The 23,251-nt window shown below is 61.2% G+C and carries 24 protein-coding genes; 19 read left to right on the plus strand and 5 right to left on the minus strand.

The annotated features are described in order from the left end of the window. Window positions 1-6: 6 nt before the first annotated feature. The 4 genes from ABD815_RS09305 to fsa form a co-directional block, all read right to left on the minus strand. Complete coding sequence (locus tag ABD815_RS09305; protein ID WP_344846594.1) at window positions 7-678, minus strand: CDP-alcohol phosphatidyltransferase family protein; 672 nt, start codon at window positions 676-678, stop codon at window positions 7-9. A gap of 60 nt (window positions 679-738) precedes the next feature. Continuing rightward, window positions 739-1,671 (minus strand): tyrosine recombinase XerC, encoded by a 933-nt coding sequence (locus ABD815_RS09310; RefSeq protein WP_344846596.1) that lies wholly within the window; start codon window positions 1,669-1,671, stop codon window positions 739-741. Beyond that, complete coding sequence (locus ABD815_RS09315; RefSeq protein WP_344846598.1) at window positions 1,668-2,390, minus strand: DUF484 family protein; 723 nt, start codon at window positions 2,388-2,390, stop codon at window positions 1,668-1,670. Before ABD815_RS09315 ends, ABD815_RS09310 begins: the two co-directional genes overlap by 4 nt. Window positions 2,391-2,568: 178 nt before the next feature. Then, a complete protein-coding gene (gene fsa, locus ABD815_RS09320; protein WP_344846600.1) occupies window positions 2,569-3,222 on the minus strand; it encodes a fructose-6-phosphate aldolase in 654 nt (217 codons plus the stop codon). Between the two features lie 104 nt (window positions 3,223-3,326). Between fsa and ABD815_RS09325 the strand changes: the two genes are divergently transcribed. Continuing rightward, a complete protein-coding gene (locus tag ABD815_RS09325; RefSeq protein ID WP_344846602.1) occupies window positions 3,327-5,522 on the plus strand; it encodes a primosomal protein N' in 2,196 nt (731 codons plus the stop codon). A gap of 15 nt (window positions 5,523-5,537) precedes the next feature. Here the strand turns inward: ABD815_RS09325 and ABD815_RS09330 are convergent, their stop codons facing one another. Continuing rightward, on the minus strand, window positions 5,538-6,602 hold the full coding sequence (locus ABD815_RS09330; protein ID WP_344846604.1) for a YeeE/YedE family protein: 1,065 nt from the start codon (window positions 6,600-6,602) through the stop codon (window positions 5,538-5,540). 185 nt (window positions 6,603-6,787) lie between these two features. Between ABD815_RS09330 and ABD815_RS09335 the strand changes: the two genes are divergently transcribed. The 18 genes from ABD815_RS09335 to ABD815_RS09420 all read left to right on the plus strand — a co-directional run bounded on the left by ABD815_RS09335 (window position 6,788) and on the right by ABD815_RS09420 (window position 23,213). Then, the gene (locus ABD815_RS09335; RefSeq protein ID WP_344846605.1) at window positions 6,788-8,029 is read left to right on the plus strand and encodes an MFS transporter; all 1,242 of its coding nucleotides are present in this window, start codon (window positions 6,788-6,790) and stop codon (window positions 8,027-8,029) included. Between the two features lie 75 nt (window positions 8,030-8,104). Further along, complete coding sequence (gene msrA, locus ABD815_RS09340; protein ID WP_344846607.1) at window positions 8,105-8,755, plus strand: peptide-methionine (S)-S-oxide reductase MsrA; 651 nt, start codon at window positions 8,105-8,107, stop codon at window positions 8,753-8,755. 71 nt (window positions 8,756-8,826) lie between these two features. Next, entirely contained in the window at window positions 8,827-9,699 is an 873-nt protein-coding gene (locus ABD815_RS09345) for a 50S ribosomal protein L11 methyltransferase (RefSeq protein WP_344846608.1), read from the plus strand. A gap of 86 nt (window positions 9,700-9,785) precedes the next feature. Next, window positions 9,786-10,148 (plus strand): hypothetical protein, encoded by a 363-nt coding sequence (locus ABD815_RS09350; RefSeq protein ID WP_344846610.1) that lies wholly within the window; start codon window positions 9,786-9,788, stop codon window positions 10,146-10,148. Window positions 10,149-10,333: 185 nt separating this feature from the next. Beyond that, entirely contained in the window at window positions 10,334-10,843 is a 510-nt protein-coding gene (gene ruvC, locus ABD815_RS09355) for a crossover junction endodeoxyribonuclease RuvC (RefSeq protein ID WP_344846612.1), read from the plus strand. After that, a complete protein-coding gene (ruvA, locus tag ABD815_RS09360; RefSeq protein ID WP_344846614.1) occupies window positions 10,840-11,517 on the plus strand; it encodes a Holliday junction branch migration protein RuvA in 678 nt (225 codons plus the stop codon). The genes ruvC and ruvA overlap by 4 nt, the downstream gene beginning before the upstream one ends. Before the next feature lie 3 nt (window positions 11,518-11,520). Next, the gene (gene ruvB, locus ABD815_RS09365) at window positions 11,521-12,549 is read left to right on the plus strand and encodes a Holliday junction branch migration DNA helicase RuvB (protein ID WP_344846616.1); all 1,029 of its coding nucleotides are present in this window, start codon (window positions 11,521-11,523) and stop codon (window positions 12,547-12,549) included. A gap of 46 nt (window positions 12,550-12,595) precedes the next feature. Next, window positions 12,596-13,231, plus strand: a complete 636-nt coding sequence (locus ABD815_RS09370) for a hypothetical protein (RefSeq protein WP_344846618.1) — start codon at window positions 12,596-12,598, stop codon at window positions 13,229-13,231. Between the two features lie 72 nt (window positions 13,232-13,303). Next, the gene (gene ybgC / locus ABD815_RS09375; protein WP_344846620.1) at window positions 13,304-13,693 is read left to right on the plus strand and encodes a tol-pal system-associated acyl-CoA thioesterase; all 390 of its coding nucleotides are present in this window, start codon (window positions 13,304-13,306) and stop codon (window positions 13,691-13,693) included. A gap of 182 nt (window positions 13,694-13,875) precedes the next feature. Next, window positions 13,876-14,571, plus strand: a complete 696-nt coding sequence (tolQ, locus tag ABD815_RS09380) for a protein TolQ (RefSeq protein ID WP_344846622.1) — start codon at window positions 13,876-13,878, stop codon at window positions 14,569-14,571. 3 nt (window positions 14,572-14,574) lie between these two features. After that, on the plus strand, window positions 14,575-15,048 hold the full coding sequence (gene tolR / locus ABD815_RS09385) for a protein TolR (RefSeq protein WP_344846624.1): 474 nt from the start codon (window positions 14,575-14,577) through the stop codon (window positions 15,046-15,048). A gap of 9 nt (window positions 15,049-15,057) precedes the next feature. Continuing rightward, complete coding sequence (locus ABD815_RS09390) at window positions 15,058-16,245, plus strand: energy transducer TonB (RefSeq protein WP_344846626.1); 1,188 nt, start codon at window positions 15,058-15,060, stop codon at window positions 16,243-16,245. Continuing rightward, window positions 16,242-17,573 (plus strand): Tol-Pal system beta propeller repeat protein TolB, encoded by a 1,332-nt coding sequence (tolB, locus tag ABD815_RS09395; RefSeq protein ID WP_344846628.1) that lies wholly within the window; start codon window positions 16,242-16,244, stop codon window positions 17,571-17,573. The genes ABD815_RS09390 and tolB overlap by 4 nt, the downstream gene beginning before the upstream one ends. Before the next feature lie 102 nt (window positions 17,574-17,675). Further along, complete coding sequence (pal, locus tag ABD815_RS09400; RefSeq protein ID WP_344846630.1) at window positions 17,676-18,227, plus strand: peptidoglycan-associated lipoprotein Pal; 552 nt, start codon at window positions 17,676-17,678, stop codon at window positions 18,225-18,227. A gap of 26 nt (window positions 18,228-18,253) precedes the next feature. Continuing rightward, window positions 18,254-19,102, plus strand: a complete 849-nt coding sequence (gene ybgF / locus ABD815_RS09405) for a tol-pal system protein YbgF (RefSeq protein ID WP_344846632.1) — start codon at window positions 18,254-18,256, stop codon at window positions 19,100-19,102. A 3-nt stretch (window positions 19,103-19,105) separates the two neighbouring features. After that, on the plus strand, window positions 19,106-20,365 hold the full coding sequence (tilS, locus tag ABD815_RS09410) for a tRNA lysidine(34) synthetase TilS (protein ID WP_344846634.1): 1,260 nt from the start codon (window positions 19,106-19,108) through the stop codon (window positions 20,363-20,365). Window positions 20,366-20,446: 81 nt separating this feature from the next. Continuing rightward, the gene (gene ftsH / locus ABD815_RS09415) at window positions 20,447-22,366 is read left to right on the plus strand and encodes an ATP-dependent zinc metalloprotease FtsH (RefSeq protein WP_344846636.1); all 1,920 of its coding nucleotides are present in this window, start codon (window positions 20,447-20,449) and stop codon (window positions 22,364-22,366) included. A 67-nt stretch (window positions 22,367-22,433) separates the two neighbouring features. Further along, window positions 22,434-23,213: a methyltransferase domain-containing protein gene (locus tag ABD815_RS09420; RefSeq protein WP_344846638.1), complete on the plus strand. Its 780-nt coding sequence runs from the start codon at window positions 22,434-22,436 to the stop codon at window positions 23,211-23,213. Window positions 23,214-23,251: the final 38 nt, after the last annotated feature.

Here is a 23,251-nt window from a genome sequence, read left to right on the forward strand (position 1 = left end):
CCTTTTTCATGTCGACTGCTGAACCAATCCGGCAAGCAAAAGGTAGGCCGAGGTCACTGTAAGGACCAGAACGAGAACCTGCGCATCCGCGCCCGCCATGATCGCAGCCGCTGATCCGACCCACGCAATCGCCACCGGCAACGTGACCACACGCCACCGTTTTGTGCGCACCGGATGGACAAAGATCAGAGGCGAGAACATCGCAGGCGTGAGCATGGTGATCACCACCATCATCACCCAAACGGGCGGCGTGAGCGCGAAAAAGACCAGAACCACCATTGACCATGCGCCGGGGAACCCCTCGAACGAGCCATCGGCAGTCTTCATGCGGCTGTCGGCAAAATAGAGCGCGGAAACCGGCGTGATGACGAGGGCGGCGACCCATCCGGTCCACCCCGGTAAAAGCCCCGATTCAAACAGCGCAAACACCGGAATAAACACCCATGTCAGGAAATCGATCACCAGATCGAGGATCACACCATCAATGCGGTCCGCGTGCTGTTTCACGTCCACTCGCCGCGCCAAGGGTCCGTCGAGCGCATCGACCACCATGGAGGCAATGATCCACAGGAACATCGTGTTCCAATCACCCTGCGCGGCCGCAAACGCGGCGAGCATCGCGAGGGCAGCACCGAGTGCGGTAAACACATGCACACTATAGGCTGTCGCCTGTCGCATTGAAGGGCGGTAAAAACGCATGGTTAAGTGATGCAAGGATGGGGAGCGGCGCGCAAGGTCTCAGATCCCTTTTGCACGCGGATGGGCATTTGCGTAAACATCGAGAAGGCGCGCGGTATCGACCGCCGTATAGGCCTGTGTCGTCGACAGGGACGCGTGGCCGAGCAACTCCTGAATCGCCCGCAGATCACCGCCCGCGTTGAGCAGATGGGTCGCAAAGCTGTGGCGCATCGCATGGGGCGTGACCGTTGCTGGCAGGCCCAGTTGCAGGCGCGCCGCCTCCGTCACTTTGGAAATCAGACGCGCGTTGAGCGGCCCGCCGCGTTTGCCGCGAAACAGGGGCGTGTCGTCCGAGAGGTCGAAGGGGCAATGGCGCACATAGTCCGCGACGGCGCGGCGCGCGGCGGGAAGAACCGGCACGATCCGTTCCTTGCCGCCTTTACCGCGAATGCGCAGAACCTCACCGATGGGTTGATCCGCGCCCGTCAGTGACAGCGCCTCGGAAATCCGCAACCCGCAGCCATAGAGTAGCGTAACCACCGCCGCATCGCGCGCGGCGACCCATGGTTCACCGTGCTGCAATTCGACCGTGTCGATCATGTTGCGCGCGGCCTGCGCGGTGAGTGGCCGGGGGAGTTTGCGCTGATACTTCGGGGCACGGGTGGACAGGATCGCGGTGGCGTCAAACCCTTCGCGTTCCGCCAGCCAACGGGTGAATCCTTTGACCGACGACAGGCTGCGCGCGAGGGATCGCGGCGCGACACCGCGCCCGCGCTCCTGCGCCATCCATGCCCGCATGTCGGAAATTGTCAGTCGCCCGATCTGGGCCAATCCAAAACTGCCGCCTTGGTGATGGGCGAGAAATGACAGCCATCCCGCGACATCGCGCTGGTAGGCTTCGATCGTGTTTTTTGCCGCCGCTTTGAGCGCGCGTTCATGGTCGAGCCAAGCGGACAGTGCATCACGCAAACCGTCCGAAAGTGCGAGGCTCATTCCAGCCAACGGCGCATCAAGCGTTCAAAGACGCTTGCGAAAAAGGTCAAAAGATCAGTGCCCTGCGCGGCGCGGAACATATTGGGGTCATTGGCGCCAAACACCAAAAGTCCGGGGAGGCGGCCGGGACCGAAATCGAGCCGCATCACGGCCTCGGAGCGAATGCCTTCGCCACCTTCGCCGTAAATCACATTGGTCTCGGGCGACACTTGGCGCAGGGTAACGCCCCGCGCAGGCACATTGCGGCCCAACGTGATGTAGGTGTTCACAAAGGATGGCTCACAGGTCACCAAGACATCGCCAAGGCTTTTGAGGGCAGGGGCTTCGTCCTCGACCCGTGTCTCAAGCAAAAGACGCACCGCATCCAAACGTAGCGTGTCCGCCACATCAGAACCCAAAGCGCGTAGGAAGTCGGCGAAATCCATCGGTTCCATCAGCGCGAGTACGGCGCGGTGAATTTGGTTCGTACCCGCGAGATTTTCATAGGCTGCGGCGATGACACCGCGATGCGTGTCCTCGAGCCGGTCAAGCCGCTCTTCGAGGCGGTCCATCGCAATCCCGCGCAAATCGACGATATTGCTGCCCGAAACCCGTTCGTTTGCCGCAATCAACGCGCGCATAACTTCCGGATCTTCGAGAATCATATCGGGCGCAGCGATGATCTTTTCGCGCAATTCTTCGGCCAGCGGCGTGATCGCCTGGGGGATTTGGGTGCTCATACTGCCTCTCGTGTAGTGGCCGGTTTTCCGGTCCGTTGGGGCCACTATGCCCCCGAAACCCCGTTTTGATCAATCCCTCGTGGTATCGACGCGCAGGTTCACAAACTCTGTGGCACAGATGCAAAACCCCGCCTCACGGATGAGACGGGGTCAAAAGCGTAAAAGTTTGGTGCGGCGATCAGAGGATCTTGATGCCCGCGTCTTTGGCGTCCTGAACGAATGTCGCCAGACCTTTGTCGGTCAACACGTGGTTGGCCATCGCCTTGATCACGCCCGGAGGGGCGGTAATCACATCGGCGCCGATTTTGGCGCAATCGGAGATGTGGTTCACGGTGCGGATCGATGCCGCGAGGATTTCGGTCTCGTAGCCGTAGTTGTCGTAGATCGTGCGGATGTCTTCGATCAGTTCGAGACCGTCCATGTTCAGATCGTCAAGACGACCGATAAAGGGCGAGATAAAGGTCGCACCGGCCTTGGCGGCCAACAATGCCTGATTGGCGGAGAAGCACAGCGTCACGTTGACCATTTTGCCCTCGGAGGTGAAGGTTTTGCACGCCTTCAGGCCGTCGATGGTCAGCGGAACCTTGATGGCAATGTTGTCGGCGATCTGGGCGAGCTTGTTGCCCTCCGCGATCATGCCTTCGTAATCGGTGGCGACGACTTCGGCGGACACGGGCCCGTCAACGAAATCGCAGATTTCCGCGATCACTTCGAGAATGTCGCGACCCGACTTCTTGATCAGCGACGGGTTGGTTGTCACGCCGTCCACAAAACCCATGTCGTTGAGTTCATGGATGGCTTGGACGTCGGCGGTATCGACAAAAAATTTCATTGGCAGGGCCTCCTGTCGGCTTGTTTCGGCGAAGACATACTGGATGGGCGCTCATTGCGAAAGGGGTTCTGGCGCGGCATTCGCAAAACCCCTATCAAAACACCATGACACTATCACCACAGTTTCCCGAAGGCACGTTGGTGGCCGTTCTGACCACCGAACCGCTGGATCGGCCGCTCGACTACAAATCGCCCGAGGGAGGGTGCGGGATCGGTGACTTTGTCGAAGTGCCGCTCGGCCCGCGACGGGTCTTGGGCTGTGTCTGGGGGGCGGGCAAAGGCGGCTTTGATCTATCAAAGGCGCGCAGCGTTTCATCCATCCTCGACATCCCGCCGATGCGCGAGGAAATGCGCAGCTTTCTCGAACGCGTTGCGGCCTACACGCTCACCCCCATGCCATCCATGTTGCGCCTTGCGACGCGTGCACCGGGGTTGATGAACCCGCCGTCGATGCGAAAGGTCTATCGACGCGGCGACGGGATGCCCGCACGCGCAACCGAGGCGCGCACGCGGGTGATCGACGCGCTCGAGGAATACCGCGGGCTGTCTTTTACGTTAAAAGAACTCGCCGAGATCGCAGGCGTGTCCACCTCCGTGGTCAAGGGTCTCGTGGAGGCCGGTGCGGTGCGCGAAGAAGACAGTCCTCGTGATCTGCCGTTCATGCGTCTCGACCCGTCTCGCGCAGGCAAGGAGTTGACCGGCGCACAGGCAGAGGCCGCCACAACCCTGCGCGCCGCCGTCGCCCGCGAGGAATATTCGACCACGCTCCTCAAAGGGGTGACAGGATCGGGCAAAACCGAAGTCTACCTCGAAGCGGTCGCAGAATGCCTCGCCAAAGGGCGACAGGCGCTGGTGCTCTTGCCCGAGATTGCGCTCACCGCTGAGTTCATCACCCGTGTCGAGGAACGCTTTGGCGCGAAGCCCGCCGAATGGCATTCAGGCGTGACCATGACAGAGCGGCGGCGGGTGTGGAAAATGGTGGGCGCAGGGGGCGCGCAGATGGTGATCGGGGCGCGTTCCGCGCTTTACCTGCCGTTCCAGAACCTTGGCCTCATCGTTGTCGACGAAGAACACGACCAATCCTACAAACAGGAAGACGGTGTGCTCTATTCGGCCCGCGATATGGCCGTGATGCGCGCTTCTTTGTGCTCGGCAACTGTGGTCCTCGCCTCTGCGACTCCGTCGCTGGAATCATGGGCCAATGTCGAGGCCGGAAAATACACGCGGCTCGATCTGGAGGCACGCTTTGGTCCCGCCGTGATGCCCGACATGCGTGCGCTCGACATGCGCGAGGAAAAGCTGCCCTCGACGCGCTTCATCTCCGAACGCCTTGCCGCCGCCGTGCGCCACCGGATCGAAGCCGGTGAGCAATCGTTGCTGTTCCTGAACCGCCGTGGCTACGCACCGGTCACAATCTGCCGCGCCTGCGGGTATCAGATCGCCTGCGACCACTGCGACGCGCGTATGGTCGAGCACCGGTTCCTCAAACGTCTCATGTGCCACCAATGCGGGGAAACCAAACCGATCCCCGATCGCTGTCCGAGTTGTGACGCCGAGGACCGGCTCGCCCCCGTCGGACCCGGCGTCGAGCGGCTCGGCGAAGAGGTGAAGGCACTGTTCCCCGACGCCAAAGTCGCGGTGCTATCGTCTGATCTCTTCGGATCGGCCCGCGCCCTCAAAGAGGCGATCACCGACATCGCACAGGGCGACACCGAGATCGTGATCGGCACGCAACTCGTGGCAAAGGGGCATAACTTCCCCAATCTTACGCTCGTCGGGGTTATTGATGCCGACCTCGGGTTGCAGGGCTCAGATCTGCGGGCGGCGGAGCGCACGTTCCAACTCATGCGCCAGGTCGCGGGGCGGGCCGGGCGCGCGGCCAAGCGTGGCGAGGCATTGCTGCAAACCTACCAGCCCGAACATCCTGTCATTCAGGCGATCCTGTCGGGTGACGAAGAAGGATTTTGGCGCGCCGAGGCTGCAGAACGCAAAATGGCCGGCGTGCCGCCTTATGGGCGCATGGCGGGCATCGTCCTATCCGGCCCCGATTTGGCGCAGGTGATGGATGTGGCCACTGCGATGGCGCGCAATTCCCGCCCGCTTCAATCAATAGGAGCACAGCTGTTTGGTCCTGCGCCCGCACCTATCGCGCGGGTGCGCGGACGCCACCGCGTGCGGCTTTTGGTAAAGGCGGAGAAATCGGCCCCGATCCAGCGCGCGTTGGCCGATTGGGCGGCTCAGGTGAAAATCCCGAATGCGATCCGGCTACAGATCGACATCGACCCACAGAGTTTCTGGTAGCGGCCGCGCGAAAGCTCAGCACGCCGTCGCAGGTTGCGCTTCGCTGTCGAGCACGAGCGTCGTGACAATCGCCCCGACCCACATGCAAAACAGGGCTAGCCAAGCCGTTGCCGCAAAAACCGATCCGCCCGTGACGCCGGCCCCGATGGCGCAGCCACCGGCCAACATCGCGCCGAACCCCATCAGAACCGCGCCGATCATCGAACGGCGCATCACCGGCACGCTGTCAAACGCCTGCCATTGGAATTCGCGCGTCGCCATGGACGCCACCAAAGCGCCCAGAACCACGCCGGGCACTAGCCCGACGTCGAACTCCAAAACGGCATTGCGGTCGAGGAAGAACATCAGTGTATTCGCGGAGGGACCCGAAAATGTCACCGAATTCACCGGCACCGGATCAAACGCCACCTGTGCAATGGACCACGTCAAAACCCACCCCACGGCGACCGAAAAACCGACGCCGGAGGCGAAAATCCACGTCTTAGGCCCGATCTGGTTCTTTGCAGACAGATAGAGCGCAAGGGCGGCAAACCCGAGCCCCATCACGAGGCCCGACCCCTCCGGTAAATGCAGGGCGGTCAAAAGGTTCACATTCGCGCCGCCCGGCGTCACCCAGAGTGCAGCGATTTTATCGCGCAATGGGGCCAGAATACCCTTCAACGACATTTGCGCGGTCACCGCAAAGATCAGCCCGGACACCACCGAGCGCAGGTTTCCCGTGGAGGCCAAAACGAGTAGCCGTCCCGAACATCCGCGCGCCAGAACCATCCCGACCCCGAACAACAGCCCGCCGACAATCGCCCCCGAATAGGAGCCCGGCACCGCCATGACCCGCGCATCCGCACCGCGAAACAGGCCGAGCATCTGCGCCAATTGCACCCAAACCAGCGCGGTCGAAAAGGTGAGGAACCACACCGCGACCCTGCCGCCCATACGGCCATGGGCAAACTCGACCGTCGCGGCGCGCAGGCAGAACTGGGATCGCTGGGCAGAGACGCCGAAAACCACGCCGGTAATCAGCCCGAATAACGCGGCTGTCGGGCTTTCGCCAATCCGGTCAACAAGGGGTAGAATGTCCATCGGGCCGTCCTCCGCGCGCAAAGTTGGGCAAACTTGGCGAAACGGTCCGAAACGCGCCTTGATCCAGATCACAACGCAATACAGGCTTTGAATGTGTGATCCCTTTGGCCAAGCGCATGTTGCGCAGGCCATTGTGCGCGATTGCAGGATAGGCAGAGAGGCCACGTGGGTTTATGCACGGGCGCATGAAAAACGCACTCTTCCCCATTTCTGCGGCCCGCGACCTGCCATTATGGCGGCGTCCCGAAAGTTTGTTGTTCCTCATGGCCTTTGCCATGCCCATCGCGTTCAACACGTGGTCGGCCCTGCTCAATAACTTCGTCATAGAGGCTGCCGGGTTCACGGGCGTTGAAATCGGGTGGCTTCACACGGTGCGCGAGATACCCGGCTTTCTGGCCATCGGGGTTATTGCGCTGATCATTTTCATCCGCGAACAGGTGCTCGGCCTTTCCGCGCTCCTTTTGCTGGGTGTGGCGACGGCGATTACCGCCCATTTCCCGTCCCTCGGCGGCATCCTCACGGTGACCATGCTCTCCTCTATCGGCTTTCACTATTATGAGACCGTGAACCAGTCGCTGCAGCTGCAATGGCTCTCCAAAGAGCGCGCGCCTATTGTTATCGGCCGGTTGATGGCGGCGGGCTCTGCCGCATCGCTGATCGCCTACGGGTCGCTCGTCATTACATGGCGCACCTTCGATCTGTCCTACGAGCTGGTCTATCTGGTGGGCGGCGGGATTACGGCGGCAATCGCCATATTCGCGCTCATCGCCTATCCACAGTTCGAGGCCCCCAACCCACAGGCCAAAAAGCTGATCCTGAAGCGCCGCTACTGGCTCTATTATGCGCTGCAATTTATGGCCGGCGCGCGCCGGCAGATCTTTGTCGTCTTCGCGGCCTTCATGATGGTTGAACGTTTTGGCTTTGATGTGCACCAGGTCACGGCCCTGTTCCTCATCAACTTCGTCGTGAACATTGTGGTAGCTCCCTACATGGGCCGCGTTGTTGCGCGCCGCGGTGAGCGGTTCGTGTTGATGTTCGAATATACCGGTCTCGTGCTCGTCTTCCTTGCCTATGGCGGGCTCTACTGGTTCGGATGGGGCGTGATCATTGCCGCAGGCCTTTATGTCATCGACCATATGCTGTTCGGGCTGGCCTTTGCGCTCAAAACCTACTTCCAGAAAATCGCCGACCCCGAAGACATTGCTCCGACCGCCGCGGTGGCCTTTACCATCAACCATATCGCGGCTGTGTTCCTGCCCGCCGCACTGGGCTACCTCTGGGTCACCAGCCCGGGGGGCGTGTTCGTGTTGGCCGCGGCACTCGCAGCGGGGTCTTTCGGGCTGGCCGTTTTGATCCCGCGTCATCCCGAAAAGGGGCGCGAAACGCTGATCAAAATAATGCGCACCTCACGCGCGCCTGCCCAATAGGGGCTTGGGACCTGCAATTCCTGCCCTATATGGAGGGCAACGGCGCAAACGCGCCACGCACACCGGAGACTGCACATGTTTGGCCTGACCCAAAAACTGACAATGCCGCGCCCTGACGAAGCCCTCGCAGGTCGCACCGATCCGATTCCCACCGCCGAAACCCATTTCGTCCTGAAACGCCCGCTCAAAGAGCCGGTCGAGAACGGCCATGAAGTCGCGATTTTCGGGATGGGTTGTTTCTGGGGTGTCGAGCGGATGTTCTGGCAACTCGACGGCGTTGTGAATACGGCCGCTGGCTATAGCGCGGGATACACCCCGAACCCGACCTACGAAGAGGTCTGCACCGGCAAAACCGGACACAACGAAGTGGTGCGCGTGGTCTATGACCCGCTGCGCATTTCCTACGCCGAACTTCTCAAAACCTTCTGGGAAGGACATGATCCGACCCAAGGCATGCGCCAAGGAAACGACCGCGGAACGCAATACCGTTCCGGCATCTACTACAGCGACGGTCTGCAACGGATCGAAGCTGAAACGACCCTCGCCGCCTATAGCGCCAAGCTCGAAGATGCGGGATATGGCGCGATCTCGACCGAGGTTTTGCCCGCAGGCGAATTCTACTTTGCCGAGGCGCATCACCAACAGTATCTCGCCAAAAATCCCGCCGGTTATTGCGGGATCGGCGGTACGGGCGTGACCTGCCCGATCGGTCTCGGCGTGGCGTGATCTTCGCGTGATCCTTGAGGCGGCCGTCCACACAGGCTAAGGCGGTGGCGTACATCTGACAGGGGACTGCCATGCCGACATTTACCGCCTTTACCAAACTGTCCGGCAAAGCGCCCGCCGAGGCGCTCGGTCTTCAACTTGAAACGCTCGATCCCGAACCCACCGGCGTTGGTGTGTTCGAGATCGAAGACGGTTCCGGCCTCTGGGAGGTCGGGGCCTATTTCACCGAAGCGCCCGATGAGATCGCGCTCGCGCTGATCGCCAAGTCCCATGACGCGCCCGATTTCATTGTCTCCGAACTGCCCGAAACCGATTGGGTCGCCAAAGTGCGTCGCGATCTCGCGCCTGTGGAGGCGGGGCGTTTCTTTGTCTACGGCGCGCATGATGCGGACAAACTGCCCGCCGGTCGCACCGGTCTGTTGATCGAGGCCGCGATGGCCTTTGGGACAGGCCATCACGGCACGACTTTGGGCTGCCTTACAGCCTATGACGCCTTGCTCGACGCAGGGCAGAGTTTCGACGCCGTCGCCGACATCGGGTGCGGAACCGCCGTTCTGGCCATGGCCGCCGCGAAGTCCGGGTCTACCAAAGTCTTCGCCTCCGACATCGACGAGGTCGCCGTGGACGTCGCGATGAGCAACCTGAAGGCCAACGATCTGGCCGATGCCGTCACCTGCATCGAGGCCGCGGGGTTCGATCACCCCGATTTCGCAGGTGCCGTTCCCTTCGATCTGATCTTCGCCAATATCCTCAAAGGTCCCCTGATTGCCCTCGCCCCGGACATCGCAGGCGCGCTCCGTCTCGGCGGGGTCGCGATTCTATCGGGGATTCTAAATCCGCAGGCGGATGAAGTTGTGGAGGTTTATACACGTTCCGGCTTCAATCTGACGCGCCGCGCAGAGATTGTTGACTGGACGACACTAACACTCACGAAGACTGCCTGAAAAAAGCGGTATTTGGCCAGAGATTGCCGCGTTTGCCCAATTTTGGCCACATTTCGCCCTATTCTCGTCATTGTCGGTGGGGGCCGATGTTTGAGAGTACGGTTATGGCCTATCAAGGTGCATCCAGTTTGGAGCAACGCGTTATGCGGATCGAAGCACACAAGAGTGTGCGCGGTCGCGGTGTCGTTCCAAACAACCACGATGAGTTGATCATCGCGCGCAGCCGTCGTACGGCCAATCACCGCACCCTGCGTATTATTCTTCTCACGATTTCTTTCGGGTTCGTTTTCAAGGCCACGATGTTCGCGCTCCTCGGTGCGGCTACCTATGCCGACCGTGTCGCGAAACTTGCCGCTGGTTCTTTTGTAGAACGCGCCTGTGCATGGGTCATGACCGCTGATCCCGCGACCATCTGGGTCGCCATCCAGATCAAAATGCTCATGCCCTAAGGGTTAGTTTAGGGACCGGATCACCAGTTTCCCCTTGCGTTGATCCACGTCCTACCACGTCAAAGCCCGCGCCCCTCCGGCGCGGGTTTTTTCTTTTCCGGCCGCCGCGTGGCGCGAAGTCCTTGGCAAATGTTCCCCTTTCGTGCTAGTTCTGCGGAAAAGCAAAACAAGAGCAGGGACATCTTATGCGGGTGATGGGTATCGACCCCGGGCTGCGCAATATGGGCTGGGGCATCATTGATGTTGCAGGCTCGCGCATTACCCATGTGGCCAACGGCGTTTGCCACACGACGACCGGCGTTGATCTCGCAACGCGCCTGCTTTCGCTCTATGACCAAATGACCGAGGTGGTGGGCCAATATGCGCCCGATTGTGCCGCGGTTGAGCAGACCTTTGTCAATAAAGACGCCGTCGCCACGCTGAAACTCGGTCAGGCACGCGCTGTTGCCCTTCTGGTTCCTGCCATTGCGGGATTAGAGGTTGCGGAATACGCGCCGAACGCGGTCAAAAAGGCCGTGGTTGGAGTCGGGCATGCCGCCAAACAACAGGTTGAGCATATGATCAAACTTCAACTTCCGGGCGCGCAACTCGCCGGTGCTGACGCGGTTGACGCACTGGCCATCGCCATTTGCCACAGCCACCACGCCCAATCCGGTGCGCGATTGGCCGAAGCCCTGCGAAAGGCCTCCGCATGATTGGCAAACTGACAGGCGTGATTGATTACATCGGGACCGATCACGTGATGATCGACGTGCGCGGGGTAGGGTATATCGTCCATATCTCAGAGCGCACGCGATTGGCGCTGCCGGGGCAGGGCGCACCGGTGTCGCTCTACACCGATATGTTGGTGCGCGAGGACCTGATGCAGATTTTCGGGTTTCAGTCGCTGCTCGAAAAGGAATGGTATCGCTTGTTGATCTCGGTGCAGGGGATCGGGTCGAAAGCCGCCATGGCCATTTTGGGCACCCTCGGGCCCGACGCGACAGGTCGCGCCATTGCGCTAGGTGATTGGTCCGCGGTCAAGGCCGCGCCGGGCGTCGGTCCCAAAATCGCCCAACGCGTGGTCAATGAGCTCAAAGACAAAGCCCCCGCTGTCATGTCCATGGGCGGAACGCTCGCGGCGGCGGTGGCCGAGGCGCCCGACACCGTAGAAGTGATCGAGGCCGAACCTGCACCGCGCAGCGCCCCCAAACCTGCCGCAAAATCCAACGCCTCCGCCGAGGCAGAAGCCCTCTCGGCCCTACAGAACCTCGGCTATTCGCCATCCGATGCGGTCGGTGCGGTAGCCCGCGCGGCCTCCGAGGACCCCGAGGCCGACACATCGGCTCTCATTCGTGCGGGCCTCAAATTGCTCGCGCCAAAGGGGTAAAGGATGCAAGAACCCGATCCTATCCTTCGTCCCGACCGCCAGAACGGTGACGCCGACCGTGCCTTGCGTCCGCAGGCGCTCGACGAATTCATCGGTCAGGAAGAGGTGCGTGCCAACCTCGCCGTGTTCATCGAAAGCGCGCGCCGCCGCGAAGAGGCGATGGACCATGTGCTGTTCCATGGACCTCCCGGATTGGGCAAAACCACACTGGCGCAGATCATGGCGCGCGAATTGGGTGTGAACTTCAAAATGACATCCGGGCCCGTGCTGGCGCGCGCGGGCGACCTCGCCGCGATCCTGACCAATCTGGAGGCGCGCGACGTCCTGTTCATCGACGAAATCCATCGGATGAATCCGGTCGTCGAAGAGGTGCTCTATCCCGCGCTGGAGGACTTCGAACTGGACCTCGTGATCGGCGAAGGCCCCGCTGCGCGCACTGTGCGCATCGAATTGCAGCCCTTCACACTGGTCGGGGCTACAACCCGTCTTGGCCTGCTGACGACCCCGTTGCGCGACCGGTTCGGCATCCCGACACGGCTGCAATTTTACACCATCGACGAGTTGCACGAGATCGTGACGCGGGGCGCAAGGCTGCTCGGGGTTCCCGCTGACGCAGACGGTTTGCGCGAAATTGCCAAACGCGCGCGCGGCACGCCCCGCATTGCCGGACGGCTTTTGCGCCGTGTGGTCGACTTTGCGGTCGTGGATGGCGCAGGACGGATCACCAAGCCAATTGCAGACAACGCGCTCACCCGATTGGGGGTCGATCTGCTCGGCCTCGACGGTGCCGACCGGCGTTATCTCTCCATGATTGCCGACAACTACAGCGGCGGGCCGGTGGGCGTAGAAACGCTTGCCGCGGCCCTGTCGGAGAGCCGCGACGCCATCGAGGACGTGATTGAACCCTATCTCTTGCAACAGGGGCTCCTGCAGCGAACGCCGCGCGGGCGGATGTTGGCACAAAAGGCGTGGCTACACCTCGGTCTCACCCCGCCCAAGGCACCGGACCAATCGGATATGTTCGGGAAATAACACCTGTGGCGTTGCATTGCCGACGCCGCTTTGCCAATACACGCACATGAGCGATATCACACCAGAAGCCGTCGAAGAGTTTTTCACCCGCGCCAGCGGTGACTATGTTTTTGCCCGCTGGGGCCGCCCGATTGCGCCGGTGATCTTTGGTGTTACCGATGAAACGCTGGCGATCGTCAAGGGCGCCATCGAAACCTGTGTCGTCATCGCCGGTCACACCATGGACGAAACCGATCCCGAATTGGGCGTCAATCTCATGGTGTTCTTCCTGTCCGATTGGGCCGAGCTTCTCGATGTGCCCAATATGGACGAGATGATCCCCGATCTGGCGGCGCGCGTCGCGCAACTGAGCGCAAAGAATGCCCATCAATACCGTGCGTTCCGATTTGATGACGCAGGCGCGATCAAGGCCTGTTTTACATTCGTGCGCATGGGCGGGGCGATGGACGATGTGCCCGCCGATGTGATCGCACTCGCGCAGGCGGTTCAGGCGATGTTGCTGTGGTCCGACCGTGCGTTTTCGCAGGACAGCCCTTTGGCCGAGGCCCCCGATGGCACAGTTGTGCGCCCCGACGTCGCCAATCTATTGCGCGCCGCCTATGATCCCGTCCTGCCCGTCAGCGGACGCGATCCGTCCCATGCTCTGCGCCTATACGCGCGGCTGGTTGCTGCGCCATCCTAGGCGCATCGAAAATGTGTTCCGGCATGTGATTTTCTGGTAATCGTCAGCCGTTCACAAAGGACCGATCATCCTATGACTCATCGTTTTCCTGTCCATGTCTATTACGAGGACACCGATCTCGCCGGGATCGTCTACTACGCCAATTACCTCAAATTCATCGAACGGGCGCGCACCGAATGGGTTCGCGATTTGGGCATCGACCAGACCGAACTAAAGGCCAACGAGGGCATCGTTTTCGCCGTGCGCCGTGTTGAGGCCGACTATTTGATGGCGGCAAAGTTCGATGACGATCTGGTTGTGACCACGACGCTCGACACGATCAGTGGCGCGCGAATTGTGCTTTCACAGGCCGTAACGCGCGACAAGGATATGGTTTTCGAGGCCAAAGTGACCCTTGTTGCGCTATCCGAGACGGGCAGTCCTGCACGACTTCCGGCAATTCTTCGCCGAAACCTGCATTAACCCCCTAGAAATTCCCCGTCATCGCGCGCTGATCACAGGTTATTGTTGGCGCGAACCCTGACGATAAGGTAAACGAAAGGGTAACAATGAGCCGGAAGAACCCGGCCCCAAGGCGAAGCCGGTAGAATCCGGCCCAAAGGCGAAGCCGGTAGAATTCGGCAAGAGGCGGAAAAGAGCAGGTTATGGAACAAGAAGCACTCGGGCTTGCGCAGGAGATCGATTTCTCCCTGCTGGCGCTGTTCATGCGCGCGACATTCACCGTAAAGATCGTGATGATTATGTTGATCGTGGCCTCGTTCTGGTCGTGGTCCATTATCATCCAGAAGTTCATTTCCTATCGAAGCGCGCGCGCCAGCGCCGAAGGCTTTGATCGCATGTTCTGGTCCGGTGACCCCCTCGACGAGCTTTACGACAACATGGACGGCGGGCCCAAAAATGCCCCCGAACGTGTATTTGCGGCCGGCATGACCGAATGGCGCCGCTCGCACCGTGAGGACGGCCGCTTGATTGCCGGTGCCGGTGCGCGCATCGACCGCTCCATGGATGTGGCGATCTCCAAAGAGGCCGAGGGCATGAATGCCGGCCTCTCCTTTTTGGCCTCGGTCGGATCGACCGCGCCCTTCATCGGCCTCTTCGGGACGGTTTGGGGGATCAAGACCGCGTTCGAAGACATCGCATTGGCGCAATCCACCAACCTCGCCGTCGTGGCGCCCGGTATTGCCGAGGCGCTTCTGGCAACCGCGCTCGGGCTTCTCGCCGCTATTCCAGCGGTGATTTTCTACAACAAACTCTCGGCTGACAGTGACCGGATCCTTGGCGGATACGAAGCCTTCGCCGACGAGTTCTCTACCATTCTCTCGCGCGAACTGGACGCCTAAGCCATGGGTGCAGGAGTGGTCAAATCCGGCGGCTCGGGCGGACGTCGCACACGTCGTCGCCGTCACGCGCCTGCGATGAGCGAGATCAACGTAACGCCCTTCGTGGACGTGATGCTGGTGCTTTTGATCATCTTCATGGTCGCCGCTCCGATGATGACCGTGGGCGTGCCCGTCGAGTTGCCCGAAACGGCCGCAACCGCGCTGCCCCAAGAGGAAGAAGAGCCGCTTTCCATTACACTGACTGCCGATGGACGCGTTCTCCTGATGACCAACGAGGCCGAAGAAAGCGACCTGATCGCCAAACTTCAGGCCATCGCCGCCGAGCGCACATCGCGCAAGGTCTTCCTGCGTGCTGACGGGTCGGTGCCCTACAGCCGCGTCGCCCAACTCATGGGGGCGCTCAATGCAGGGGGCTTCCGTGATATCGGGTTGGTAACCGAACAGGGCGGGCCGCGTTTCGACGGATCCGGCAACTAGGACAGATCGGTGAATACGGGCCAGTATATCTCTGGTGCGGGCCACCTCGGCCTGATCGCCTACATGCTATTCGGCGGGTTGTTTCTAACCCCCGATGACAGCCCGTCTGTGGCAGTCCAGGAAGTTGCGCTTATTTCCGAGGCCGAATTTGCCGCCCTCACGAAATCCAATACCGCCCCCGAAGTGACCGAGGCCGCGCCTACTCCGCAGGCTCCGCAGATCGAGGACGCACCTACGCCGCGCCCGACACAGGACACCCCGCCAGAGGCCACAACTCCCGATGTCCCGCCGCCCTCCACGCCCGACGAAGCGCCTGATGCGGTGCCCGATCTGCCGTCGCCCCCGCAGGCCGAGGTGAGCGATACGCCCCCCGCGCGTCAGCCGGAACCCGAACTGTCCCTCGAAGACCCCGGCGCAGGCATCCCCGATGATGCGCCGCCAACGCCGCGCCCCGTGCCGCGTATCTCAGACCAGAACGTGACAGCCCCTGAACCCGCGCCCCAAATTGCCGATGCGCCTGTGCCCGATGTGTCGCCCGACGCTGAGACGCCCGACGTGATCGAGGAGCCGGTGGAGGAGGCCGCACCTCAGGAAACCACGACCGAGATCGTAACCGAGGCCGAAAAGCCCGCTGGCCTGTCCACGTCGACACGTCCAAAGGCACGCCCCGCCGACCTCGCCGCGCGGGCCGCCGCCGCCGCGCAGGCCGCACAGGAAACGCCGCCCGAACCCGCGCAGGAAACGGTTGAAGCCGCACAGACCCAACCCGATAACTCCGCAGCGGAAGCCGCGGCGCAGGCTGCGGCTGCGGCAGCCTCCGCCCTTGCTGCAGAGGTGAGCGATACGCCCGCGGCCCCCGAACGACCCGCAGGTCCCCCCCTGACGGCAGGTGAAAAAGACGCGCTCCGTGTGGCTGTGTCGCAATGCTGGAACGTCGGCGCCATGTCGACGGACGCCATGCGCACCGTTATTACCGTGGGTGTGGACATGGGGCAGGACGGCAAACCGCTTGCCGGATCGATCCGCCTGATCAAATTCAGCGGCGGTACCGAAGCCGGCGCGCAGGCCGGTTTCGATGTGGCGCGGCGTGCTATCTTGCGTTGCGGCGCATCCGGATTCAAACTGCCCGTGGACAAATACGACCACTGGCGCACCATAGAAATGACGTTCGATCCCGAACAAATGAGGTTCAAATGAAACGCCTGACGACCCTTGCATGCGCTTTGGCCGCCGCTTTCACCCTATCCGCGCCGCTCTCGGCGCAGGACACCGGTCCGCTGCAAATCGACATCACGCGCGGCGTGATCGAGCCCTTGCCGATCGCCGTGCCAGATTTCATTGCCGAGACGCCACAGGCCGCAGAACTTGCGCGCCAGATCTCCGATGTGATCGCCGCCGACCTCGTGGGCACGGGTCTGTTTCGCGAAATTCCATCCTCGGCGCACATCAGCCAGATCACGAATTTCGCAAGCCCCGTCCAATATGGCGACTGGAAAGCGATCAACGCCCAAGGCCTCGTCACCGGTGCGGTCAACGTGGACGCCTCCGGCGCGCTGTCGGTGAAATTCCGTGTCTTTGACATTTTCTCGGATGCGCCATTGGGCGATGGCCTGCAACTGGGCGGGTCCGAGCGCAGCTGGCGTCGCATCGCACATAAAGTGGCCGATGTGGTCTATTCACGCATCACCGGCGAGGGCGGATACTTCGACAGCCGCGTCGTCTTTGTCTCTCAGACGGGTCCGAAAAACGACCGCCGCAAACGTCTCGCGGTGATGGATTACGATGGCGCGAACCTGCAATACCTCACCGATGACAACTACATCGTCTTCGCACCGCGCTTTTCGCCCACCGGCGACCGCGTGCTCTATACTTCCTATGAATCCGGCACGCCGCAGATCATGATGCTCGATGTCGGCACTGTGTCGCGTCAGCGCCTGCCCGTGGCCTCGGAGGCCGTGTCCTTTGCGCCGCGGTTTTCGCCTGATGGCCGCTCAGTCGTCTACTCGCTGACCACCGGTGCCAATACCGACCTCTACAGCATGGACATTGCATCGGGCCAATCGACCCGCTTGACCAATACGCCAGCCATTGAAACCGCCCCGAGCTTTTCGCCCGACGGCAGCCAGATCGTGTTTGAAAGCGACCGTTCGGGCACTCAGCAACTCTACATCATGCCTGCCTCGGGGGGCGAAGCGCGCCGGATATCCAATGGCAAAGGCCGCTATGGCACGCCGGTATGGTCGCCGCGCGGTGATCTGATCGCCTTCACCAAACAGAACGAAGGCCGCTTCCACATCGGTGTCATGCGCTCTGACGGGTCCGAAGAGCGTCTTTTGACCGCGTCCTTCCTCGACGAAGGCCCGTCGTGGTCGCCAAATGGTCGCGTCATCATGTTCACCCGCGAAAGCCAAGGCGCGAGCGGTGAGAGTGCGCTCTACACCGTGGACATTTCGGGCCGTAACCTCAAACGCGTGCCAACCGACGCGGGCGCATCCGACCCCGCATGGTCGCCCCTTTTGAGGTAATTTCTGTCACAACCGTGAAAACACGCCTCTCCCCAAGTCCGGGGCACGATGATATAGTCAACGCAATACGAGCAGCAAAAGCTTCCGCAAAGGATGAGTGACATGACCTCTTTTCTGAAATCGACCGCGCCGCGCGCGCTTTTCCTCGTCGCGGCCCTCGGGCTGACGGCCTGTACCAATCCGGGCCGTTTTGGTGCGGGCGGGGCAGGGGGCACTGCCGGCGGTGCCGGTTTTGGCGCCGATGGCATCAACTCCGGCGTTCTGCCCGGGTCGGCCAATGACCCGAAATCGGTCGCCTATTTCAACCAGACAATCGGGGACCGCATTTTCTTTGCGGTCGACCAGTCCACATTGTCGGACACAGCACGCCAGACTCTGTCTCAGCAGGCAACATGGCTGATCGATAATCCGGCCTATGCCGCGATCATCGAAGGTCACGCCGACGAGCAGGGCACTCGCGAATACAACACTGCGCTGTCTGCGCGCCGCGCCGCAGCTGTTCAGGACTACCTGATTTCGCAGGGTGTCACGCCATCGCGTCTCAAAACAATTCCGTACGGCAAAGAACGCCCCATTGCGATCTGCTCGGACGAGAGCTGCTATGGCCAGAACCGTCGTGCTGTGACCGTGGTTGCCGCCGGCGCGGGCGTGTAGCGTAAACGACAGACGGAGACGGGCGAATGAAACGGCTAATCGCGGTATTTTGGACGGCAACTTGCCTATCCGGCGGGCTGGGGGGCGCGCTTTGGGCGCAAGATACCCAGACCTTGGCGGACATCCGTCAAGAGGCCGCGGTTCTCTCCGTTGAACTCGCCCGGCTCAAACAGGAACTGAGCACAACGGGCGCGCCCAATACGGCCTTCGCGGGCGGCTCGACATTAGAGCGTGTCGACCTCATGGAGGCGGCGCTGCAACGGCTCACGGCGAAAACCGAAGAGCTCGAGTTTCGCATCGAAAGCGTCGTGCGCGATGGCACCAACCAGCTCGATGATATCAACTTCCGTTTGTGCGAACTCGAAGCCGGTTGCGATATCGCCAACCTGCCGCCGCTCAAACCGATTGGCGGGGCGAGTGCGACGACCGACACTGTGACGCCGATCCCTGCTCCGGCAGGCGAGATTCCGATGGAAGGCGGGGGTGAGTTGGCGCTGTCGGAGAAGACCGACTACGACGCTGCGATGGCGCTCTACCAGGATGAACAATACACCGCCGCAGCCGAAGCTTTTGGAACCTTTGCCCAGAATTACACGGGTGGTTTCCTCACCGGCGAGGCGCATTTCATGCGCGGAGAAGCCTTGGCGCGGGCCGGCGATACGACAGGCGCTGCGCGTGCCTATCTCGATAGTTTTTCGGGCGCTCCCGAGGGCGATCGCGCACCCACGGCGCTTTTGCGGTTGGGCACCTCGCTCGCCTCCTTGGGGCAATTGGACAAGGGCTGCGTGATGCTTCTCGAAGTCGGCAACCGTTTCGCCGGCTCGCCCGAAGCAGACGAAGCCGCTGCAGCCCGCACCAATCTTGGCTGCCCCTGATCCATGACCGAAAGTCCCGCGCGACAGGCGATTTTGCGCCATTTCGTGACGTCCGCTTTTGCACATCACAAACCGTCCCGCGTGGCCGTCGCCGTTTCGGGCGGGGGGGACTCCATGGCGCTCCTTTGCGTTATGGCCGAATGGGCGAAATCCGAAAAAATCCCGCTCTTTGCCGTGACCGTGAACCACGGGTTGCGCGATGAGGCTGCACATGAGGCCGCCTTTGTCGCCGAGACCTGTCAGCGATTGCAGGTCAATCACACGACGCTGGATTGGACCGGCTGGCAGGGCGAGGGCAACCTGCAGGATGCGGCGCGCCGCGCGCGTTATGATCTCATGGCCGAATGGTCAAAGGGGCTTGGGATTTCCCAAATCGCGTTGGCACATACCTGCGATGATCAGGCCGAAACCTTCTTTATGCGTCTCGCGCGCGCCTCTGGCATCGACGGGCTGACGGGTATGCAGCGGCGTCGCACCGATCAGGGCATCACATGGGTTCGACCCTTCCTGATGGCTGCGCGTGACGATCTGCGCAGCTACCTGCGCGACATTCACCAACCGTGGATCGACGATCCGACCAACGACGATGAACGTTTTGATCGCATCAAGGCACGGCGCGCGATGGAGGCTCTCGCCCCGCTTGGCGTGGACGCGGATGTAGTGGGGCGCGTCATGGATCACCTCGCTCAGGTGCGCACCGCGCTCGACTACGCATCCCATGATCACGCTCTCGAATGCATGCGGATGGACCACGGTGACCTGATTGTTGATCGGCGTCGATTTGCAGAGGCCGCGCCCGAAATCACCCGACGATTGATGAGTAGCGCCCTGCGGTGGATTGCCTCGGCCGACTACGGGCCGCGTGGATTGGCGCTTCAGGAATTTATCTCATCGGCGCTTCGGGGTCGTGACGCAACGCTACACGGCGTGCGTCTGATCGCAGGGACCGAGCAGTTTCGCCTGACCCGTGAATATGACGCAGTGCGTGACACCACATCTGCGGCGGTCGACCTGTGGGATAACCGGTGGCGCGTGAAAAACAATGAAAATCAGAGCCTTGTGATCCGTGCCCTTGGCGAAGACGGCCTCGCGCAGGTCGCTGAGCGTCCGCCAAACGCGCCGCCGCGCCCTGCTTTGATGTCCAGTCCGGCCCTTTTTGACGGGCCGACATTGGTCGCCAGCCCGATTTTAGGCCTCGGTTCTCATGAAATCGTGCTAGATGTTGGAAAAGATGACGTCTTCACAACCCTTTTATGTCATTGAACTCGCGCGCTTGATCTCTATTTTAGAGAGGAAGCGACGCGGGCACCTCCCGCGCCTGTCTGTTTTTTGAGGAGACCTCCCTTGGGTAATGCACGCAATCTGGCCTTTTGGCTGGTGCTATTGATGCTCATCGTCGCGTTGTTCAACGTGATGGGTAATTCACAAGGCTCGATGGCCTCGAACGAAGTTGCCTATTCCCAGTTCATTGATCAGGTGCAGGATGGCGCCATCTCCACGGTAGAGATCAACGGCGAACGGGTAAATTTCACGGCCGCCGATGGTAGTAAGAAATACACCATCAACCCGGGTGACGATAACCTCGTCTCTACTCTGGTCGGCGAAGGCGTCACCGTTGAGGGCCGCCCCCAGCAGCAAAGTGGTCTGACCAGTGCGCTGATGACTTTCCTGCCTTTCGTTCTCATCATCGGTGTGTGGATCTATTTCATGAACCGCATGCAGGGCGGCGGCAAAGGCGGGGCGATGGGCTTTGGCAAATCGCGTGCCAAATTGCTCACCGAGAAACATGGTCGCGTGACCTTTGACGATGTCGCTGGCATCGACGAGGCCAAAGAAGAGCTCGAAGAAATCGTCGAGTTCCTGCGCAACCCGCAAAAATTCTCCGCCCTTGGCGGCAAAATCCCGACCGGCGCCTTGCTCGTCGGACCTCCGGGTACGGGTAAAACACTCCTCGCGCGCGCCATCGCGGGTGAGGCCGGTGTGCCGTTCTTCACCATCTCCGGCTCCGACTTTGTCGAAATGTTCGTCGGCGTCGGTGCATCCCGTGTGCGTGACATGTTCGAACAGGCGAAAAAGAATGCGCCGTGTATCGTCTTTATCGATGAAATCGACGCCGTAGGCCGCTCTCGTGGGGCAGGCTACGGTGGCGGTAATGACGAGCGCGAACAGACGCTCAACCAGTTGCTCGTCGAAATGGACGGGTTTGAGGCCAATGAAGGCGTGATCATCGTCGCGGCAACGAACCGTCGTGATGTTCTCGATCCCGCACTCCTGCGTCCGGGTCGTTTCGACCGTCAGGTGCATGTGCCGAACCCCGATATCAAAGGCCGCGAGAAAATCCTCGGCGTGCATGCGCGCAAAGTGCCGCTCGGCCCCAATGTCGATCTGCGCATCATCGCCCGTGGTACGCCCGGTTTCTCCGGAGCCGACCTCGCCAATCTCGTAAACGAAGCCGCCCTCATGGCCGCCCGTCTCGGCCGTCGACAGGTGACGATGGAAGATTTCGAGCAGGCTAAGGATAAGGTGATGATGGGCGCGGAACGCCGCTCCATGGTGCTCACGCAGGAGCAAAAGGAAAAGACCGCCTATCACGAAGCCGGTCATGCCATCGTCGGTATGAAACTGCCAAAATGTGATCCGGTCTACAAAGCCACAATTATCCCGCGCGGTAGTGCGCTCGGTATGGTGATGAGCCTGCCCGAGATGGACAAACTGCAGATGTTCAAAGACGAGGCAAAGCAGCGCATCTCCATGACAATGGCGGGCAAAGCGGCCGAAATCTTTAAATACGGCCCTGACGAAGTGTCCTCCGGCCCCGTTGGAGACATCCAACAGGCCAGCCAGCTGGCCCGTGCGATGGTCATGCGCTACGGCATGTCCGACAAAGTCGGCAACGTCGACTATGCCGAGGCCGCTGAGGGCTATCAGGGTAACACCGCAGGCTTTTCGGTTTCTGCGCACACCAAGGAGCTGATCGAAGAAGAAGTGAAACTCTTCATCGACGAAGGCTACGCGGAAGCTTACCAGATCATCGAAAGCAACGCCGAAGAGTTCGAACGCCTTGCGCAGGGGCTTCTCGAATACGAAACCCTGACAGGTGAAGAAATCAAACGCGTGATTGCAGGCCTGCCTCCGCACTCTGGTGACGATTCCGATGGCGGCGCGGGTAGCAAGGATGAAGAAAAGCCGTCCGTTACCGCGATCCCGAAAACCCGCAAAAAGCCGAAAGGCGACAGCGGGTTGGAACCGGAACCGACTGCCTGAACGATCAAACCGCGCCTTCGGGCGCGGTTTTTCGTTGCGCGCCTATGGAGCACGGCGAAAATGGCCTATGGCTGACTGGAATCCCGATCTCTACGCGCGCTTTGCGGGCCTGCGACGTCAACCTGCGCTCGATCTTCTCGCGCGCGTGGGAGCGCTGCCTTCAGGGGATGTGATCGACCTTGGATGCGGGAATGGCGCGGTCGGGCCGGTTCTCGCGACGCGTTTTCCAGATCGTGCGCGCCTCGGTGTCGATCTTTCGCCCGCCATGCTCGCGCAGGCGCGCGACGGTGGGCACTACACCGTGCTGCACGAGGCCGACTTGACTCAATGGCGTCCCGACGCGCCCCCCGCGCTCATTTTTTCCAACGCGGCCCTCAACTGGGTGCCCGATCACGCGACTCTGATTGCGCGCCTCGTTGGGATGCTCGCCGCAGGTGGCATGCTCGCCGTGCAAGTCCCCGCACAGCACGATGAACCCTCCCATGCTATGGTGCACGACATCGCCCGCGACCTCGCGCCGGACGTGGTGACGACCCCGCAGGCGCATACCCATGTGCGCGCGCCATGTGACTATGCGGAACTTCTGGCCCCTATGGGCGAGGCCAATGTCTGGACCACTCAGTATATGCAGCGCCTCGATCCGGTCGGGCAGGGGCATCCGGTGCGCCATTTCACCCAATCGACCTATCTGCGTCGGTATCTCGATCTGCTCGAGAGCGCGCAACTGGCTGACGCGTTCCTCGACCGCTACGATACCGCGCTGTTTGAGGCCTATCCACCCGATGAAAGCGGCGCCGTTTGGTTCCCATTTAAGCGCTTGTTTTTCACTTTGCGCACAGGGGCCTAAAAGCGGCCCGCTGCCACCTTCCCCAACGCCATCTCGCA

The sequence above is a fragment of the Celeribacter arenosi genome (genome assembly GCF_039539485.1).
In the GTDB taxonomy this organism is placed as follows: domain Bacteria; phylum Pseudomonadota; class Alphaproteobacteria; order Rhodobacterales; family Rhodobacteraceae; genus Celeribacter; species Celeribacter arenosi.